Origin of the sequence: Streptomyces spongiicola (assembly GCF_003122365.1) — a bacterium.
Lineage (GTDB): Bacteria > Actinomycetota > Actinomycetes > Streptomycetales > Streptomycetaceae > Streptomyces > Streptomyces spongiicola.
The window spans coordinates 263,418-281,487 of sequence record NZ_CP029254.1; the positions used below are offsets into that span (position 1 = coordinate 263,418).

Below are 18,070 nucleotides of genomic sequence, written 5' to 3' on the forward strand. Positions count from 1 at the left end.
GCTGCCGTGCCCGCCGCAGCGCCGGTGCGGCCGCGGCGAGGCGCCGGCGAGATGGTCAGACCGTGAGCAGCGCCTCCAGCGGGGCGCCGTCCAACGCGGGCCCCAGACGGGCCCGCCCGCCGAGGAACCCCAGCTCCATGAGGATCGCGACACCCGCGACCTCGGCGCCGGCGCGGCGGATCAGACCCAGCGACGCCTCGGCGGTGCCGCCGGTGGCGAGGACGTCGTCGATCACCATGACCCGGTCGTCGCGGCCGAGGTCCTCGGCGTGGATCTCGACCTCGGCCGTGCCGTACTCCAGCTCGTACGCCTGCGACAGCGTCGCTCCGGGGAGCTTGCCCGCCTTGCGCACGGGGATGAAGCCGAGGCCGGCGCGGACCGCGACCGGGGCGGCGAGGATGAAGCCCCGTGCCTCCAGGCCGACGACCTTCGTCGCACCGTGCTCCGCGCACAGGCCCGCGAGAGCGCCGGTGAGCGCCGTGAAGGCCGCCGGGTCCGCGAGCAGCGGGGTGATGTCCTTGAACATCACGCCCGGCTTCGGGTAGTCGGAGACGTCCCGGATGCGGCTGAGGAGGAGCTGCCGGACGTCCGCGGTCATCGGCGCCTGCCCGAGGAGGGCCGGCCTCGGCCGCGGCCGCGCTGGCCGACGACCGCCCCGGCCGCCGTCGCCTCGCCCGGCGCGGCGTCCCGTGGCTCGCCGTGGTGCTCGAGGTCACCGTCCTCGGCGGAATCGCCCCTGGCGGCGGCCGCCTCGCGCTTGGCCAGGACCCGCTTCTTCAGCGCCCTGATCGCGGGCTCACGCTCCTTCAGGTCGGCGACCAGCGGAGTGGCGATGAAGATCGACGAGTAGGCGCCGGCGGCGAGGCCGACGAACAGCGAGAGCGAGATGTCGTTGAGCATGCCCGCGCCCAGGAAGCCGCCGCCGATGAACAGCAGGCCGGCGACCGGCAGGAGCGCCACGACCGTGGTGTTGATGGAGCGGACCAGGGTGCTGTTGATCGACCGGTTGGCGATCTCGCCGTACGTCCAGCGGGTCTGCTTGGTGATGTCCTTCGTGCCCTCCTTGAGGCTGTCGAAGACCACCACCGTGTCGTACAGCGAGTAGCCGAGGATCGTGAGCAGGCCGATCACCGTGCCCGGCGTGACCTCGAAGCCGACGAGCGCGTAGACGCCGACCGTGATCGTGATGTCGTGGATCAGCGCCACGAGGGCGGCCACCGCCATGCGCCACTCGAAGGCGATGGCGAGATAGATCACCACGAGGATCATGAACACGCCGAGACCGGTCCAGGCCTTGTTGGCGATCTGCGCGCCCCAGCTCGGGCCGACCAGCTCGGCGTTGATCTTGCCCGCCGGGATGTCCATGTCCTCGGCGAGCTGCCTGCCCACCTGGTTGGCCTCCGCGGTGTCCAGCTCGCTGACCTGGATGCGCAGGGTGTCGTTGCCGAGCTTCTGGACGATCGCCGGGTGGCCGGTGGCCTCCTGGGCGTACTCCTGGGCCTGCGAGACGGACACGCTCGTCTTCGGGGTGGTGAAGACGGCACCGCCCTTGAACTCGATGCCCATGTTGAGACCCCGCACCGCCAGGCCGACGATGGCCGTGATGGTGATCAGGATCGAGATTCCGTACCAGAGCTTCCGCTTGCCGACGAAGTCGTAGCCGACCTCACCGCGGTAGAGCCTGGCGCCAAGGTTGCCGAGACGCGACATCTCACGCCTCCTTCGGGTCGACGGGGGCGGAGACACGGCGCGAGCGGCGCAGCGGCGGCTTGGCGCCGAGGCGCTTCGGGTCCAGCCCGGACCAGGGGTGTCCGCTCGCGAAGAACTTCGTGCGGGCGAGGATGGTCATCAGCGGCTTGGTGAAGAAGAACACCACGACGACGTCGAGCAGGGTGGTCAGACCGAGCGTGAACGCGAAGCCCTGGACCTTGCCCACGGTCACGACGAACAGCACCGCGGCGGCCAGGAACGACACGAAGTCGGAGACCAGGATCGTGCGGCGGGCGCGCGGCCAGGCGCGCTCCACGGCGGGGCGCAGGGTGCGGCCCTCCCGGATCTCGTCCCGGATGCGCTCGAAGTACACGATGAACGAGTCGGCCGTGATGCCGATGGCGACGATGGCGCCGCAGACGGCCGGCAGGTTCAGCGCGAAGCCGATGGCCGGGCCCAGCAGGGACATCAGCGAGTACGTCAGGACTCCCGACACCAGCAGGCTGAGCAGGGCGACGACGGACAGTCCGCGGTAGTAGACCACCAGGTAGATCACGACGAGCGCGAGGCCGATGGCGCCCGCGATGAGACCGGCCTTGAGCTGCTCGCCGCCCAGCGCGGGCGTGACGGTCGTGACGGTCTCGACGTTGAAGCTCAGCGGCAGCGCACCGTAGGACAGGATGTTGCCGAGGTCCTGCGCCGACTGCTGGTCGAAGTTGCCGGAGATCTCGGCGTTGGCGCTGAGGGTCTGGTTGACCTGCGGAGCGGACACCACCTCGCCGTCCAGCACGATCGCGAACTGGTTCAGCGGCGACGGCTGCTGCGACAGCTTGCCGGTGATCTTCGCGAACTTCTTCGCGCCGGCGCTGGTGAAGTCCATCTGCACGATCCAGATGCCGCGCTGCGGATCCAGCACGCCCTTGGCGTCGTCGACGTCCCTGCCGTCGACCTCGGCCGGGCCGAGCAGGTACTTCTCCCACCCGCCGATGCTGTTCTTGCCGCAGGCGACGGTGGGCTGCTCGGGCTGGGCGTCCTTGCCGGCGTTGGCACGTGCCTTCGGGTCGAGGCAGTTCAGCGCGGCGAACTGCCGCTCCAGCGCGGAGTCGGTCGCGGCACCGCTCGGCGTGGGCACCGGGGCCGGGCTCTGGGTGCTCTCCGGCTGCCCGGAGGCGGCACCGCTCGGTGTGGGAGAGGGCGCCTTCAGCGCGTCCGTGACGGCCCGGCCCTGCGTGGTCGGGCTGGCGCTCGGCGCCGTGGCCTTCTCCCCGCCGTCGGCGGCCTGCTCGCCGGGCTCGCCGGAGGGCGAGGCGCCGGGGCTTCCGGAGGGCGAGGCGCTCGGGCTTCCGGAGGGCTCGGGCGTCGCCGGACCGGCGGGCAGCACGTTGAGCACGGGGCGGAAGTACAGCCGGGCGGTCGTACCCACCTGCTTCTGGGCCTGCTCCGAGTTCGTCCCCTTGGGGATGTTGACGATGATGTTCTCTCGGCCCTGGGTCTGGACCTCGGCCTCGGAGACACCCAGACCGTTGACCCGGCGCTCGATGATGCCGACCGCCGTGTTCATGTTGGTCTCGTTGACCGCGCCCTCCTTGCCGGGCTCCGCCTCGGCCTTGAGGGTGATCGTCGTGCCGCCCGCGAGGTCGATACCGAGTCGCGGCGTGGTCTCCCCCGACCAGAACATCCCGCCGACGAGCGCGGCCATGACGACCAGCATCAGCGCGAGGGTACGCCCCGGCCTCCCCTGGCCCCCCGGCGCCTTCCGGCCCTTCTTCGGTGCTGCCACCTTGTCGTTTCTCCCTGTCCAACCGCCCCGCGCCGGGTGTGCGACGGGTCGGCCACGATGTGTTGTGGGGACCTGCCCCCGCGGAAGAAGTGGGCACACGCCGGGGACCGCGCGCGCCGCCGGGCGCGCCGCGGTCCCCGGTCGCGGCTACTTCGCGTCGGTGTCGCCGCCGCTCTTGTCGTCGCTCTTGGCGCCCTCGGCCCCCGGCGTCGGCTCGGCGTCGTCCGCCGCGTCCTTCTTGCCGAGGTCGATCCCGGCATCGCCAGCGGGGTCGGCGGCGGCACCCGGCCCCGTCAGCGAGGAGGCGTCGTCCGGCACGATCGGCGTGTCGCCCTTGAGGTCGCCGTCCTCGTCGCCGTGGACGATCCGGTTGTACTCGGCGTCCTCCAGGACGGCCCCGATGGCGTTCTTGGCGAACACGAGGTGGACGCCGGGCGCGGCCTCGAGGAGCACCGTGTCGTCGTTGACCTCCTTGACGGTGGCGTAGAGGCCGCCGATCGTCCGGACGCCGGTACCGGGCTGCATCTGGTTCCTCATGTTCGCCGCCGCCTGCTGCTTCTTCTTGGCGGAGCGGGTCATCAGGAACATGGCCCCGATGAGGACGATGAACGGGAGGAGGGTCACGATATCCACGGGACGGAATTCCTTCGCACGACCGCGGTGAGGAGCGGCCTGGTCTACGGGGGTGGGTACGCCGACCATCACGGGCGGCATCGGCGGAGTCTAAGCGAGTCCACGTCGATGGAACAACGCCCAGCATCGCACCCCGGTTCCCGCCCGGGCGACCCTCCGCGCCGTCACGTCCCGAACAGACCCGGTTGTCCAGCGCCGCCGGAACCCTGCCGGGGCGGCACCAGGCCGAGATGCGCCCATGCCGCCGGAGTGGCCACCCGGCCGCGCGGGGTACGCGCCAGCAGACCCTCCCGGACGAGGAAGGGCTCGGCGACCTCCTCGACGGTCTCCCGCTCCTCCCCGACGGCCACGGCCAGGGTCGACAGGCCGACCGGGCCGCCGGCGAAGAGCTTGAGGAGGGCCTGGAGCACGGCGCGGTCGAGCCGGTCGAGGCCGCGGCCGTCCACCTCGTACACGCCGAGAGCCGCCACCGCGATCTCCCGGGTGATCCGGCCGTCCGCCTTGACCTGCGCGTAGTCCCGGACGCGGCGCAGCAGCCGGTTGGCGATACGGGGCGTGCCGCGGGAGCGGCCCGCGATCTCCGCGGCACCGTCCGTGTCGATCGCCACGTCGAGAAGCTGGGCGGAGCGGTGGATGACGCGTTCCAGCTCGGACGGCTCGTAGAACTCCATGTGCCCTGTGAAGCCGAAGCGGTCGCGCAGCGGGGGAGGCAGCAGCCCGGCCCGGGTGGTGGCACCGACCAGGGTGAACGGGGGCAGCTCCAGCGGGATCGCGGTGGCGCCGGGCCCCTTGCCGACGATCACGTCGACGCGGAAGTCCTCCATCGCCATGTAGAGCATCTCCTCGGCGGGCCGCGACATCCGGTGGATCTCGTCGAGGAACAGCACCTCGCCCTCCTGGAGGGAGGACAGGATGGCGGCGAGGTCCCCCGCATGCTGGATGGCCGGGCCGCTGGTGATCCTGATCGGGGCGCCCATCTCGGCCGCGATGATCATGGAGAGGGTGGTCTTGCCGAGCCCGGGCGAGCCGGAGAGCAGGACGTGGTCGGCGGTGGCACCGCGGGCGAGGGCCGCCTTCAGGACGAGGTCGAGCTGTTCCCGTACGCGCTCCTGGCCGACGAACTCGTCCAGCGACTTCGGCCGCAGGGCCGCCTCCACGGCCTGGTCCTCGCCGTCGGCGGAGGCCGCGACGAGCCTGCCGTCGGCGTCGTCGGTCGTCGGTGCGGTGTTGTCCCGGTTCACAGTGGATTGCCTCGCGTGGTCGGCGGGTCAGGTTCGGTCCGGCGGGATGCGATCCGGTCCGGTCCGGTCAGCGGGTGCGATCCGGCCCAAGGGGACGCGATCCGGCCCGGCGGAATACGGTCCGGCGGAATACGGTCCGGTCAGCGGGTGCGGTTCAGCGTCCGCAGAGCCGCCTTGAGCAGCGGACCGACCTGGGGTTCACCGGCCGCCGCCTCCGCCTGCGGCGTCACCGCGGCGACCGCCTCGTCGGCCTCACGGGCCGCATAGCCGAGGCCGATCAGCGCGGAGTGCAACTGATCGCGCCAGGCCTGCGCGACGGGAGCCCCGACGGCACGCCCCGGTGACCCGGCGGGCTCGCCGAGGCGGTCCCTCAACTCCAGCAGCAGCTTCTGGGCGCCCTTCTTCCCGATGCCGGGCACGGCGGTGAGCGCCTTCTCGTCGGAGGTGGCCACCGCCCGCCGCAGCGCGTCCGGACTGTGCACCGCGAGCATGGCCTGCGCCAGCCGGGGTCCGACCCCGCTCGCGGTCTGGAGCAGCTCGAAGACCTGCCGCTCGTCGTCGTCCGCGAAGCCGTACAGCGTCAGCGAGTCCTCCCGGACCACCAACGACGTGGCGAGCCTGGCCTGCTGACCCACCCTCAGCCCCGAGAGGGTGTCCGGTGTGCACTGGACGGCCATGCCGACACCGCCGACCTCGACCACTGCGGTGGTCGGGGCCAGGGCGGCGACCACGCCGCTCACAAAGGCGATCATGTGCTACGGCCTTTCGTCGCGTGATGGGCGGCGACCGCCCGCCGCAGGCGGTTCTGCGCGGGCGCGCGCCAGATGTGGCAGATGGCGAGGGCCAGGGCGTCGGCGGCGTCGGCCGGCTTCGGCGGGGCGGCCAACCGCAGCAACCGGGTGACCATCGCCCCCACCTGCGCCTTGTCGGCCCGGCCGCTACCGGTGACGGCCGCCTTGACCTCGCTCGGGGTGTGCAGGGCGACGGGCAGCCCGCGGCGGGCCGCGCACAGCACGGCGACCGCGCTCGCCTGCGCCGTGCCCATGACCGTGCGCACGTTGTGCTGACTGAAAACCCGCTCCACCGCGACCAGTTCGGGCCGGTGGGTGTCCAGCCACTCCTCGATGCCGCGCTCGACGGCGACAAGGCGTTCACCGAGCGCCGCGTCCGCCTCGGTGCGGATCACCCCGACACCGAGCATGGCCAGCGGACGGCCCGCGACACCCTCGACGACACCGACCCCGCACCGCGTCAGCCCCGGGTCCACCCCCAGCACGCGCACACGCCCACCCCTCTTCGCCGTCCCCCGGCCACCGCCGGGCGGTGTCCCGACGTTTGTGCAGGCTATCCGCTCCCTCTGACAACCGCCGACAACCGGGCGGCCCGAAACGCGACGGGCCGACGGGGCGGTGTCCCCGTCGGCCCGTCGCACGAGGCGGGATCAGGCGTCGACCTTCTCCATCACGTCGTCCGACACGTCGAAGTTGGCGAAGACGTTCTGCACGTCGTCGCTGTCCTCCAGCGCGTCGATCAGCTTGAAGATCTTGCGTGCGCCTTCCTCGTCCAGCTCGACCTGCATGGTCGGGACGAAGTCGGCCTCGGCCGAGTCGTAGTCGATGCCGGCGTCCCGGAGCGCGGTGCGGACCGCGACCAGGTCGGTGGCCTCGCTGACGACCTCGAAGTTCTCCCCGAGGTCGTTGACCTCCTCGGCACCCGCGTCCAGCACCGCGCCGAGCACGTCGTCCTCGGACAGCTCGCCCTTCGGAAGCACCACGACGCCCTTGCGGTTGAACAGGTAGGACACCGAACCGGGGTCGGCCATCGAGCCGCCGTTGCGGGTCATGGCGACGCGCACGTCGGACGCGGCACGGTTGCGGTTGTCGGTGAGGCACTCGATGAGCACCGCGACCCCGTTCGGGCCGTAACCCTCGTACATGATCGTCTCGTAGTCCGCGCCACCGGCCTCCAGGCCGGCACCGCGCTTGACCGCGGAGTCGATGTTCTTGTTCGGCACCGACTGCTTCTTCGCCTTCTGGATGGCGTCGAAGAGGGTCGGGTTGCCGTCCGGATCGGCACCGCCGGTGCGGGCCGCGACCTCGATGTTCTTGATCAGCTTCGCGAAGAGCTTGCCGCGCTTGGCATCGATCACGGCCTTCTTGTGCTTCGTCGTGGCCCATTTAGAGTGGCCGGACATCTGCCTGTCTCCTTCGCGTAACCGATCCCTGCTCCGTTCCCCCGTGATCCTACCGGGACACTCCCACCCGTCGCCCGACCACCACCCCTCACGGAGCGCTGACGCGCACACCTTCCACCCGTCGCCCGACCACCACCCCTCACGGAGCGCTGACGCACACACCTTCCACCCGTCGCCCGACCACCACCCCTCACGGAGCGCTGACGCACACACCTTCCGACCGCGCGGTACGCACCATGTCGACGAACAGGGCGTGGACTCTGTGGTCGCCGGTCAGCTCCGGATGGAACGACGTGGCCAGCGAGTTTCCCTGGCGGACGGCGACGATGTGGCCCCCGTGCTCGGCGAGCACCTCCACCTCGGCACCGACGGACTCCACCCACGGGGCGCGGATGAAGACGCCCTCCACCGGGCCGCCTTCGACGCCCGCGACCGCGACCGCCGACTCGAAGGACTCGTTCTGGCGACCGAAGGCGTTGCGGCGCACGATCATGTCGATGCCGCCGACGGTCTCCTGTCCCGAACGCGGGTCCAGGATCTTCTCGGCGAGCAGGATCAGGCCCGCACAGGTGCCGTAGACCGGCATGCCAGCGCGCACCCGCTCACGCAACGGGCCCATCAGTCCGAAGAGTTCGGCCAGTTTGGAGATGGTGGTGGACTCGCCGCCCGGAATGACGAGGCCGTCGACCTCGGCGAGTTCCTCGGGGCGCCGGACCGGCCTGGCCACGGCATCGGCCGCGGCCAGGGCGATCAGATGCTCCCGTACGTCGCCCTGCAGAGCCAGAACTCCGATGACAGGGGTGCCGGGTGTGCTCATGGGTGGCTACCAGCCGCGGTTCGCGTAGCGCTCGGCCTCGGGCAGGGTGTCGCAGTTGATGCCGACCATGGCCTCGCCCAGGTTGCGGGAGGCATCCGCGATGATCTTCGGGTCGTCGTAGAAGGTGGTGGCCTTCACGATCGCCGCGGCGCGCTTGGCCGGGTCACCCGACTTGAAGATGCCGGAGCCGACGAAGACGCCCTCGGCACCGAGCTGGCGCATCAGCGCGGCGTCGGCGGGGGTGGCGACACCACCGGCGGAGAACAGCACCACCGGCAGCTTGCCGAGCCGGGCCACCTCGGCGACGAGCTCGTACGGGGCGCGCAGTTCCTTGGCGGCGGCGTACAGCTCGTTGTTGTCGAAGCCGCGCAGGCGGGCGATCTCGTTCTTGATCTGGCGCAGGTGGCGGACGGCCTCCACGACGTTTCCGGTGCCGGCCTCGCCCTTGGAACGGATCATGGCCGCACCCTCGGCGATCCGGCGCAGGGCCTCGCCCAGGTTGGTGGCGCCGCAGACGAAGGGGGTCGTGAAGGCCCACTTGTCGGAGTGGTTGACCTCGTCGGCCGGGGTCAGCACCTCGGACTCGTCGATGTAGTCCACGCCGAGCGACTGCAGGACCTGGGCCTCGACGAAGTGGCCGATGCGGGACTTCGCCATCACCGGGATGGAGACCGCCTCGATGATGCCCTCGATCATGTCCGGGTCGGACATCCGGGCCACTCCGCCGTCCTTGCGGATGTCGGCGGGGACGCGCTCCAGGGCCATGACGGCCACGGCGCCCGCGTCCTCGGCGATCTTCGCCTGCTCCGGAGTGACGACGTCCATGATCACGCCGCCCTTGAGCTGCTCGGCCATGCCGCGCTTGACGCGCGCGGTGCCGGTCTCGGGAGCCTGCGGGGAGTTGGGGAGCGTGCTGGACACGATCGACCTCATTCGGTGACGGCAAACGGTGCTCCGACGAGGAAACAGTCCGGTGCCAGGCCAATGCAAGGGCCAATGGTGACCCGGTGGCTCGTTTTGGCGGCGCCGCACGGGCCCGCGGAGCGCACCGGACACGGACCGCCGCAGCGGGGCGGCGGGCGGGAGTGCGGGAGGGCCGCGGGCGTACCGCCGTTCCGGGTACGGCCGCCGGGGAGGCGTCCGCTACGGCCGGTCCGCCAGCGCTGCCGGCGGCTCGTCGTCCATCTCGAAGGCCAGCGGGAACGGGGCGTGCCCGGCGAGGCGGAACCAGCGGACCGCACGGTGCCGCCGCAGCGCCCGCGCCGCCCGCACAGCGTCGTTGTGGAACCGCCGTGCCATCGGGACACGGCGGACGGCCGCGGCGAGTTCACCGGCGGCGTCCTCTCCCCCGGGAACCTCCCGCACCGCCTCCACCTGCTCCGTCTCGCCGAACACGGCGCGCAGCGCCTGGCTCAGCTCGCTCTCGGCGACCTCGCGGTGCTCCTCGTCGGCCTGACGGGCCGCGTGCGCGGCCTCGTAGAGCACGATCGAGGCGGCGGGGTCCAGCACTCCCGAGGTGGCCAGCTCCTGGGTGACCGAGGCGCGGCGCAGGAGTTGGGCGTCGAGCGCCGCGCGGGCGGCGTCGATCCGGGCGTGCAGGCGGTCGAGCCGGCCGGCGGTCCAGCTGAGGTAGAGGCCTACGGCGACGAGCGCGACGAGGATCCAGATCAGGGTTGCGGTCACGCCGGGTCAATCTACCGGTGCCTCCTCCGGGCGTGCCGGGGCCGCCACCGCGTCAGGGCTCACTCCGGCGGGCCGAGCCACCGGGCCCGGCCCGCGGAGCAGACCACCGCCCGACGGCAGCGGTTCCGGACGGCCGCAGCGGAGGGGCGGGCAGGGCGGATAGGGCGGACGGGCGGCCAGGGGCGAGGGCGGGGACGGGCAGGCGACCCGTCGCACACCCGTCGGCGCACCGGGGCGATCCTGACGCCGTTGGTGTCGGTCAACCGACCCGTCGCACACCCGACGGCGCATTCGTCAACGCACCCGCGACGGGCCGCCACCCGGCCCGGCGGCGCTCGGTCCGGTGCCCGAGGGCGCCTCGGTCCCGGGCCTGTCGACACACGGCCTCGGGCCGGCGCTGCCGGCGTTCGGTCACGGCCGGCGTTCGGTCACGGGCCAGCGCACGGCCTCGGCCGGCGCTGCCGGCGCTCAGTCGCGGGCGAGGCCGAAGCGGGCCATCAGGCCGCCGGGGCGTTCGTCGGCCGCCACCGAGGCCGCGCCGTCCGTCACCGTCTCGTACACGGCGAGGATGTCCGCACCGACCGTGGACCAGTCGAAACGCCGCACATGGGCGCTCCCCCGCGCGCTGAGTCCGGCGCGCCGGGACGGCGAGCCGAGCAGCCGGATCGCGGCGTCGGCGAGGGCCCCCGCGTCCTCGTTGGCGAAGAGTTCGCCCGCCGCGCCCTGGTCCAGCACCTGGGCGAAGGCGTCGAGGTCCGAGGCCAGGACCGGTGCGCCCGCCGACAGCGCCTCGACCAGGATGATGCCGAAGCTCTCGCCGCCGGTGTTGGGCGCGACGTACACGTCGACGCTGCGCAGCAGCCGGGCCTTGTCCTCGTCGCTGACCATCCCCAGGAACTCGACGCGTGCGCGCACGGACTCGGGCAGGGACTCGACCGCCTCCTCCTGGTCCCCGCGGCCCGCGACCAGCAGCCGGGTGTCCGGATGTGCCTCCAGGATCCGCGGCAGGGCCCTCATCAGGACGGGCAGGCCCTTGCGGGGCTCGTCGATGCGCCCGATGAACCCGATCGTCGTCCCCGTGGCTCCGCGACCGGTACCCGAGCCCTGCCACTGCGCCTTCGGCTCGGCCTTGGCGAAGAAGTCGACGTCGACACCGTTCGGGATGACCACCGCGTCGCCGCCCAGGTGCTCCACGAGCGTGCGCCGGGCGTACTCGCTGACCGCGATCCGCGCGCTGATCTTCTCCAGTGCGGGCTGGAGGATCGGGTAGGCCGCGATCATCGCCCGCGAGCGCGGATTGGAGGTGTGGAAGGTCGCCACGATCGGCCCCTGTGCCGCCCAGCAGGACAGCAGCCCCAGCGACGGCGACGCCGGCTCGTGGATGTGGATCACGTCGAAGCGGCCGTCGTGCAGCCAGCGCCGCACCCGGGCCGCGGAGAGGATGCCGAAGTTGAGCCGGGCGACCGAGCCGTTGTACGGCACGGGCACGGCGCGGCCCGCCGACACGACGTACGGCGGCAGCGGGGTGTCGTCGTCGGCCGGGGCGAGGACGGACACCACGTGACCGAGTCGGATCAGATGCTCCGCCAGGTCGCGGATGTGGAACTGGACGCCGCCGGGCACGTCCCACGAGTAGGGGCAGACGATCCCGATCCTCATGCCCGGGCCTCCCGCCGCCCGCCGCGGTCCGCCGCGTCCGGGAGCCACAACCGCTGCAGCATGTGCCAGTCCTCCGGGTGGTCGGCGATGCCGGTGGCGAAGGCGTCGGCCAGCGCCTGCGTCATCACGGACGTCCTCTCGGCCCGGGTGCCCGTCTCGGGCACGTCGACGGGCGGGTGCACCCTGCCCTTCATGACGGAAGTGTCGTCGTACCAGAGGGTCGCGGGCAGCAGCAGCGCGCCGGTCTGCTGGGCGAGCAGCGCGGGTCCCGCGGGCATCCTGGCCGTCTCGCCGAAGAACTTGACCTCGACGCCGGAGGTGGACAGGTCGCGGTCCGCCACCAGGCAGACCAGGCCGCCGCCGCGCAGCCGCCGGGCGAGCGTGCCGAAGGCGGAGCCGCCGGTGTGCGGCAGCACCTCCATCCCGAGGGACTCGCGGTAGGCGACGAACCGGTCGTACAGCGTCTCCGGCTTCAGCCGCTCCGCGACGGTGGTGAACGGTATGCCCAGCGCGCGGGTGGCCCAGACCCCGGCCAGGTCCCAGTTCGCCAGGTGCGGCAGCGCGAGGACGACGCCCCTGCCCCGGGCCATGCCGTCGTGCAGGCGCCGGATGTTCTCGATCTCCACGCTCCGGCGCACGCGCTCCCGGTCCCAGGCCGGCAACCGGAAGGACTCCATCCAGTAGCGCATGTAGGAGCGCATCCCGGCCCTGGACAGTTCGGCGAGACGCTCGGGGCCCGCGTCCGGCACCACCCGGGCGAGATTGGTCTCCAGCCGCAGCACGCCCCGGCCGCGCCGCTTCCACGCGGTGTCGGCGACGGTGCGCCCGAGCGCGGCGGCGACGGGCTCCGGGAGCCGCTTGACCGTCCCCCAGCCCAGCCCGTACAGGGTGTCCGTCAGCCGGTCCCGGATACCGCTCATGCCTCACTCCCCTGCGACGTGCCGTGGGTGCTCCCCTGCGAGGGCCCCTGCGAGGGCGCGTCCCCGGCCTGCCCGGCATCCGCCTCCGCCGCCTCGCGGCGCACCGTGACGACGCGCTGCGCCAGGGTCACCACGGAGCCGGCGGCCACCACCCAGAGCGCGACGGGAAGCAGCACGTCGACACCGGGGACGCCGAACGCGTGCAGTCCGGCGAGTCCGGCGGCGACCAGCGAGATCACCAGCCGTTCGGCCCGCTCCACCAGCCCGTTCACCGCGACCGGCAGCCCGATGGACTCGCCCCGCGCCTTGGTGTACGAGACGACCTGGCCGCTGGCGAGACAGAAGATGGCCACCGCGCACAGCACGTTGTCGTCACCCTTGCCCGCGTACCAGAGGGCGAAGCCGCCGAAGATCGCGCTGTCGGCGACCCGGTCCAGCGTGGAGTCAAGGAAGGCGCCCCAGCGGCTGGAGACCCCGGCCTGGCGGGCCATGTTGCCGTCGACGAGGTCGGAGAAGACGAAGAGGGTGATGACGATCGTCCCCCAGAAGAACTCTCCGCGGGGGAAGAAGACCAGCGCGCCCGCGACCACTCCGGCCGTGCCGACGAGGGTCACCGCGTCGGGACTCACCCCGCGGCGCAGCAGGAACGCGGCGAACGGTGTGAGAACACGCGTGAAGAACGCACGCGCGTACTTGTTCAGCATGGCCTTCCCGAAAGGTCGGTGGGCCGCGCGGCCCCTTCGGCCACCGGCGGGCCCATCGTAGCCACGCACACGGCCGGCCGGCCGCCCGGGCCGGTCGGGCACGACGTATGGACGCACCGTGAAGTGAGTGGAAAGCTCGAAGGACAACCGCGGGCTTCGCCGGCGCATCCCCCGGAGCACCTGCCCGGGGCCTCCCACAGCGCGCCCGGGTCCGCGCCCTCACCTCACCGTGCAGATCAGTCGGGAGGAACCGATCATGGGCGACAAGGCGAATGCGCAATCCGGAGCCGCCGGCAGGGCTACGACGGCCGGCCAGCCGACATCCGTGAGGAATGTGGTGCTGGTCGGCCACAGCGGATCAGGGAAGACGACCCTGGTGGAGGCCCTGGCGCTGACGGCGGGGGCGGTCAACCGGGCGGGCCGGGTCGAGGACGGCGGGACCCTCTCGGACTACGACGCGATCGAGCACCGCCAGCAGCGTTCCGTACAGCTGAGCCTCGTCCCGGTCGAGTGGGGCGGGTACAAGATCAACCTGTTGGACACCCCCGGGTACGCCGACTTCGTGGGGGAACTCAGGGCCGGTCTGCGAGCCGCGGACGCGGCTCTCTTCGTCGTGTCGGCGGCGCAGGAGGCCGACGCCGTGCCCGCCTCGACCCGCGCGGTGTGGGAGGAGTGCGCGGCGGTCGGGATGCCCCGGGCGATCGTGGTCACCCATCTGGAGACGGCCCGCACCGGGTTCGACGAGCTGATCGAGGTCTGCGGGCAGCTGTTCGGCGGTGACGACCCGGACGCGGTGCTGCCGCTCTATCTGCCGCAGTACGGCCCCGAGGCCGCCGACGGGCACGCACCGGTGACGGGGCTGGCCGGGCTGCTGTCGCGGAAGCTGTACGACTACTCCGGCGGCGAGCGCGTCGAGAAGACACCCGGGCCGGATCAGGAGTCGCTGCTGGCCGGGGCCAGGAACCGCCTGATCGAGGGGATCATCGCCGAGAGCGAGGACGAGTCGCTCATGGAGCGCTACCTGGGCGGCGAGGAGGTCGATCTCAAGACCCTGGTCGAAGACCTGGAGAAGGCCGTCGCGCGTGGCGTGTTCCATCCCGTGCTGGCCGCGGCACCGGCCGTGAACGGGGCGAGGCAGGGCCTGGGCACGGTGGAGCTGCTGGAGCTGATCACCGGGGGTTTCCCGACCCCGCTGGAGCGCGAGGCGCCCGCGGTCACCACTCCCGACGGCCGGCCGAGGCCCGCCGTCGCCTGCGACCCGGACGGCCCGCTGGTCGCCGAGGTGGTCAGGACCGCCTCCGACCCGTACGTCGGCCGGCTGTCCCTGGTCCGGGTGTTCTCCGGGACGCTCCGCCCCGACGAGACCGTGCATGTCTCGGGGCACGGACTGGCCGACCGCGGGCACGAGGACCACGACGTCGACGAGCGCATCGGCGCGCTCTCCTCGCCGTTCGGCAAGCAGCAGCGCACCGTCGGCAGCTGCATCGCGGGCGATCTCGCCTGCGTGGCCAAACTCGGGCGGGCCGAGACCGGCGACACGATCAGCTCGACGGCGGATCCGCTGCTCATGGAGCCGTGGGCGATGCCCGACCCGCTGCTGCCGCTGGCCATCCGGGCGCACGGCAAGGCCGACGAGGACCGGCTGTCCCAGGGGCTGGCCCGGCTGGTCGCGGAGGATCCGACGATGCGGCTGGAGCAGAACCAGGACACCCGGCAGGTGGTGCTGTGGTGCCTGGGCGAGGCCCACGCCGACGTGGCGCTGGAGCGGCTGCGCAGCAGGTACGGGGTCCAGGTGGACGTGGTGCCGCACAGGGTGCCGCTGCGGGAGACGTTCGGCGGGCCGTCGGGCGGGCGGGGCCGCCATGTGAAGCAGTCCGGCGGGCACGGCCAGTACGCGATCTGCGAGATAGCGGTGGAGCCGCTGCCGCCGGGCTCGGGGATCGAGTTCGTCGACAAGGTGGTGGGCGGCGCCGTACCCCGCCAGTTCATCCCTTCGGTGGAGAAGGGCGTACGGGCTCAGGCGGCGAGGGGTGTCGCCGCCGGCCACCCGCTCGTCGACGTGCGCGTGACGCTGCTTGACGGCAAGGCGCACTCGGTGGACTCGTCCGACGCGGCGTTCCAGACGGCCGGTGCGCTGGCGCTGCGCGAGGCGGCGGCGCAGGCCCGGATCGACCTGCTGGAGCCGGTGGCCGAAGTGCAGGTGATGGTGCCGGACGACTACGTCGGCGCCGTCATGAGCGACCTTTCGGGGCGTCGGGGCCGCGTGGTCGGCACCGAGCAGGCGGGCAGCGGCAGGACGGTGGTGCGCGCCGAGGTGCCGGAGATCGAGATCGGGCGGTACGCGGTGGACCTGCGGTCCATCTCGCACGGGACCGGCCGCTTCGACCGGGCGTACGCGCGGCACGAGGCGATGCCGCCCCAGATCGCGGCCAAGGTCAGGGAGGATGCCGCGGACGCCGCGTAGCCCCCGGCGGGAACCGCCCCGCAGGGCCCGGCGGGAGGCGGACCGCGGCCGCCCCGCGGGACCCGGCGGTACGGAAGAAGCCGGTGCGCGCCGCGGACCGGTCCTGACCCGGTCGCGACTCCGGTCCGGGACCGGTCCGGGACCGGTCCTGACCCGGTCGCGGTCGCGGGCGGGTCCTTCTCGCAGGCCGGGCCGGTTCGCGAACACGCCCTTCTCGCAGGCCGGGCCGGTTCGCGAACACGCCCTTCTCGCAGGCCGAGCCCGGTCGGCCCGGGACCGGCCGGTCCCGGGCCGACCGGGCCGCCCGGGACCGGCCGCGAGCCGGTCCTCCGTCGCCGCTCGCCCGGCCCGCGGAAGCGCGGCGGGACCGCGGGGCCGGACCGGAGCGGGGAGACGCCGCCCCCGAACTCGCCTTCGGCGGACTCCCCTTGCGCGATCGGCCGCAGCCCCGGCGACCGGAAGGCGGGGCTGACGCGCGGGCCACGGCCCCGCTACGCTGTTTCGCGCGGCTCGGAAGGTGCGCGGGGCGCGGTAGTCGGTAGGGCCGCGGTGCGGACGGTGCGGCGATGGGGGCGGTAGTGGACCAGGCATTCGATTTCTCGCCCGGGGCCCAGATCCCGGTGCAGGGAGCGGCCGGCGAGACTGCGGCGACGCACGCCCTCGCCTCGGCCGCCTACCGCGACAGTCCGCTGGAGGAGATACTCAAGGCCGACAACGAATGGCACAAGTCCACGGTGAAGAAGGGCAGGTTCTCGCTCTTCGAGCCGAATCTCGGCGAGGCCTTCTCCCGGGCGGTCCAGGTGCGGATGCTCGGCGGCGCCCGCAAGCCGCTGATCCAGTCGTTCGGCGCCGAACCGCAGGCCGTGGTCGAGCACGCGCTCGCGGCGAGCCGGATCCGCAAGCAGCGGGACGCCCGGCTGACCGCGGTCATGGCGGTGTTCGGGCTGCTGTTCCTGCCCGGCGCGCTGCTGTGGATCGGCGTGTTCCAGCTGCGCCGTACCCTCGCGGGCTCCAAGGACAGGAAGGCCGGCATCACCGGATCGGCACTGCTGGCCGCCGTGGGCGTCCTCGCGGTGGCGTTCCTGGTCGCGCTGCCGTTCGGTGGTTTCTGGTCGTACTACCTGCGGGCCATGCTCGTCGCCCCGGTGATCGGCTGGTTGGTCGGCAAGCAGATCTGCGAGGCCACGGCCAAGGACCTGCGGGCCCGCTGGGACGGCCTCCTCTCCGGCGGGGGCGTCGGGGCGAAGATCCCGGAGGCCGTGCCGGGCAACCCCGACGAGACGGCGGCGGAGGAACTGCGGCAGGGCCTGGAGAAGCTCACCGCCGAGCAGCAGTCCAACACGGTCTTCTACGCGGGCCCCAAGGGCATACTCGGCATGGGCACCCGCTGGGGGACCTGGCAGCTCGCCGAGGAACTGGTGGCGAAGGAGCCCGGCAAGGAGTTCCACCGGTTCCGCAGCTGGGACGTCATCAAGGTCATCCACGACCGGCTGACGCTGCTCCAGCGCGGCCCGCTGAACTCGGGCGGTTTCCCGAAGCCGTCGGTGAAGCACTGGATCGTGGTCCCGGTCGGGGAGGGCGCGGCCGAGGTGGCCCGTCCGGAGGGCCAGGACGTGGAGACCTTCCAGGTGAAGCGCCACGAGATACAGCGAATCTGCGACCACCAGCAGTTCGGGAGCGGGAACCGGCACTATCTGGGCGTCCAGTTCACGCTCTGGGACGGCCAGCTGGTGATCACCATGATGATCACGGTGACGGTGCTGTTCGAGACCCTGCGCATCGAGGTGACGGGACACGCTCTCGGGCCGGTGCACTCCCTCTTCACCGCCAAGCCCGCGGCCAAGACCGTCGAGGTCGCCAAGACCGTGCGGTTCTGGGAGACCGTGGAGCGTCGGCTGCCGCTGGTGGAAACCGCCGAGGTGGTGCGGCAGATGGTCCGGGCACCGTTCACCTGGTATCCGCCGATTCTGGACTTCCTGGGCGGCAAGCTGGTCCTGCCCGAGCCGTTCGGGCTGCGGCACGCCTGGGCCGAGCAGCCCTGGCGGCACCGCTTCATGGCGGACGACGCGATACGGGCGGCGACGCCGGTACTGCGGGTGGCGCACTCCGCCGCGATGCGGGTGCTCGAGGAGCACGGCGTGGACACGACGCGCTTCGGCACCCGCTCGACGCTCCTCGGCGGTGGGGTGCAGGAAGCGATGCCCGGCAAGGCGGACCTGTACGACGCGTGACGCGGCGGCCCCGCCGCGTCCCGCGTATGCGCCT

Annotated in this window: 16 protein-coding genes; 2 read left to right on the top strand and 14 right to left on the bottom strand. The window is 72.5% G+C overall.

Features of this window, described 5'->3' with window-relative positions; genetic code table 11:
- Positions 1-55 precede the first annotated feature (55 nt).
- The 14 genes from DDQ41_RS01070 to pgsA form a co-directional block, all read right to left on the bottom strand.
- A complete protein-coding gene (locus tag DDQ41_RS01070; RefSeq protein WP_109292745.1) occupies positions 56-598 on the bottom strand; it encodes an adenine phosphoribosyltransferase in 543 nt (180 codons plus the stop codon).
- Positions 595-1,710: a protein translocase subunit SecF gene (secF, locus tag DDQ41_RS01075; protein ID WP_109292746.1), complete on the bottom strand. Its 1,116-nt coding sequence runs from the start codon at positions 1,708-1,710 to the stop codon at positions 595-597. The genes DDQ41_RS01070 and secF overlap by 4 nt, the downstream gene beginning before the upstream one ends.
- A gap of 1 nt (position 1,711) precedes the next feature.
- Positions 1,712-3,490 carry a protein translocase subunit SecD gene (secD, locus tag DDQ41_RS01080; RefSeq protein WP_172607818.1) on the bottom strand — a complete coding sequence of 593 codons (1,779 nt, stop codon included), beginning with the start codon at positions 3,488-3,490 and terminating at the stop codon, positions 1,712-1,714.
- 147 nt (positions 3,491-3,637) lie between these two features.
- Complete coding sequence (gene yajC, locus DDQ41_RS01085; RefSeq protein ID WP_109292747.1) at positions 3,638-4,123, bottom strand: preprotein translocase subunit YajC; 486 nt, start codon at positions 4,121-4,123, stop codon at positions 3,638-3,640.
- Positions 4,124-4,287: 164 nt separating this feature from the next.
- On the bottom strand, positions 4,288-5,364 hold the full coding sequence (gene ruvB / locus DDQ41_RS01090) for a Holliday junction branch migration DNA helicase RuvB (RefSeq protein ID WP_109292748.1): 1,077 nt from the start codon (positions 5,362-5,364) through the stop codon (positions 4,288-4,290).
- Positions 5,365-5,504: 140 nt separating this feature from the next.
- Positions 5,505-6,116: a Holliday junction branch migration protein RuvA gene (gene ruvA / locus DDQ41_RS01095; RefSeq protein WP_109292749.1), complete on the bottom strand. Its 612-nt coding sequence runs from the start codon at positions 6,114-6,116 to the stop codon at positions 5,505-5,507.
- Positions 6,113-6,646, bottom strand: coding sequence for a crossover junction endodeoxyribonuclease RuvC (gene ruvC, locus DDQ41_RS01100; protein ID WP_109292750.1), 534 nt, complete (start codon positions 6,644-6,646; stop codon positions 6,113-6,115). Before ruvC ends, ruvA begins: the two co-directional genes overlap by 4 nt.
- Positions 6,647-6,805: 159 nt before the next feature.
- Entirely contained in the window at positions 6,806-7,558 is a 753-nt protein-coding gene (locus tag DDQ41_RS01105) for a YebC/PmpR family DNA-binding transcriptional regulator (RefSeq protein WP_109292751.1), read from the bottom strand.
- 190 nt (positions 7,559-7,748) lie between these two features.
- Positions 7,749-8,375: a pyridoxal 5'-phosphate synthase glutaminase subunit PdxT gene (gene pdxT / locus DDQ41_RS01110; RefSeq protein ID WP_109292752.1), complete on the bottom strand. Its 627-nt coding sequence runs from the start codon at positions 8,373-8,375 to the stop codon at positions 7,749-7,751.
- 6 nt (positions 8,376-8,381) lie between these two features.
- Complete coding sequence (gene pdxS / locus DDQ41_RS01115; RefSeq protein WP_109292753.1) at positions 8,382-9,308, bottom strand: pyridoxal 5'-phosphate synthase lyase subunit PdxS; 927 nt, start codon at positions 9,306-9,308, stop codon at positions 8,382-8,384.
- A 210-nt stretch (positions 9,309-9,518) separates the two neighbouring features.
- Positions 9,519-10,058: a hypothetical protein gene (locus tag DDQ41_RS01120; RefSeq protein ID WP_109292754.1), complete on the bottom strand. Its 540-nt coding sequence runs from the start codon at positions 10,056-10,058 to the stop codon at positions 9,519-9,521.
- 468 nt (positions 10,059-10,526) lie between these two features.
- Positions 10,527-11,717, bottom strand: a complete 1,191-nt coding sequence (locus DDQ41_RS01125; protein ID WP_109297476.1) for a glycosyltransferase family 4 protein — start codon at positions 11,715-11,717, stop codon at positions 10,527-10,529.
- Positions 11,714-12,637, bottom strand: a complete 924-nt coding sequence (locus DDQ41_RS01130) for a phosphatidylinositol mannoside acyltransferase (RefSeq protein WP_109292755.1) — start codon at positions 12,635-12,637, stop codon at positions 11,714-11,716. The genes DDQ41_RS01125 and DDQ41_RS01130 overlap by 4 nt, the downstream gene beginning before the upstream one ends.
- Positions 12,634-13,341, bottom strand: a complete 708-nt coding sequence (pgsA, locus tag DDQ41_RS01135) for a phosphatidylinositol phosphate synthase (RefSeq protein WP_109292756.1) — start codon at positions 13,339-13,341, stop codon at positions 12,634-12,636. Before pgsA ends, DDQ41_RS01130 begins: the two co-directional genes overlap by 4 nt.
- 256 nt (positions 13,342-13,597) lie before the next feature.
- On the opposite strand from pgsA, the gene DDQ41_RS01140 reads away from it, so the two are divergent.
- Positions 13,598-15,805 (top strand): elongation factor G-like protein EF-G2, encoded by a 2,208-nt coding sequence (locus DDQ41_RS01140; protein WP_109292757.1) that lies wholly within the window; start codon positions 13,598-13,600, stop codon positions 15,803-15,805.
- A gap of 566 nt (positions 15,806-16,371) precedes the next feature.
- Positions 16,372-18,036 (top strand): hypothetical protein, encoded by a 1,665-nt coding sequence (locus DDQ41_RS01145; RefSeq protein ID WP_109292758.1) that lies wholly within the window; start codon positions 16,372-16,374, stop codon positions 18,034-18,036.
- The last annotated feature ends 34 nt before the right edge of the window (positions 18,037-18,070 follow it).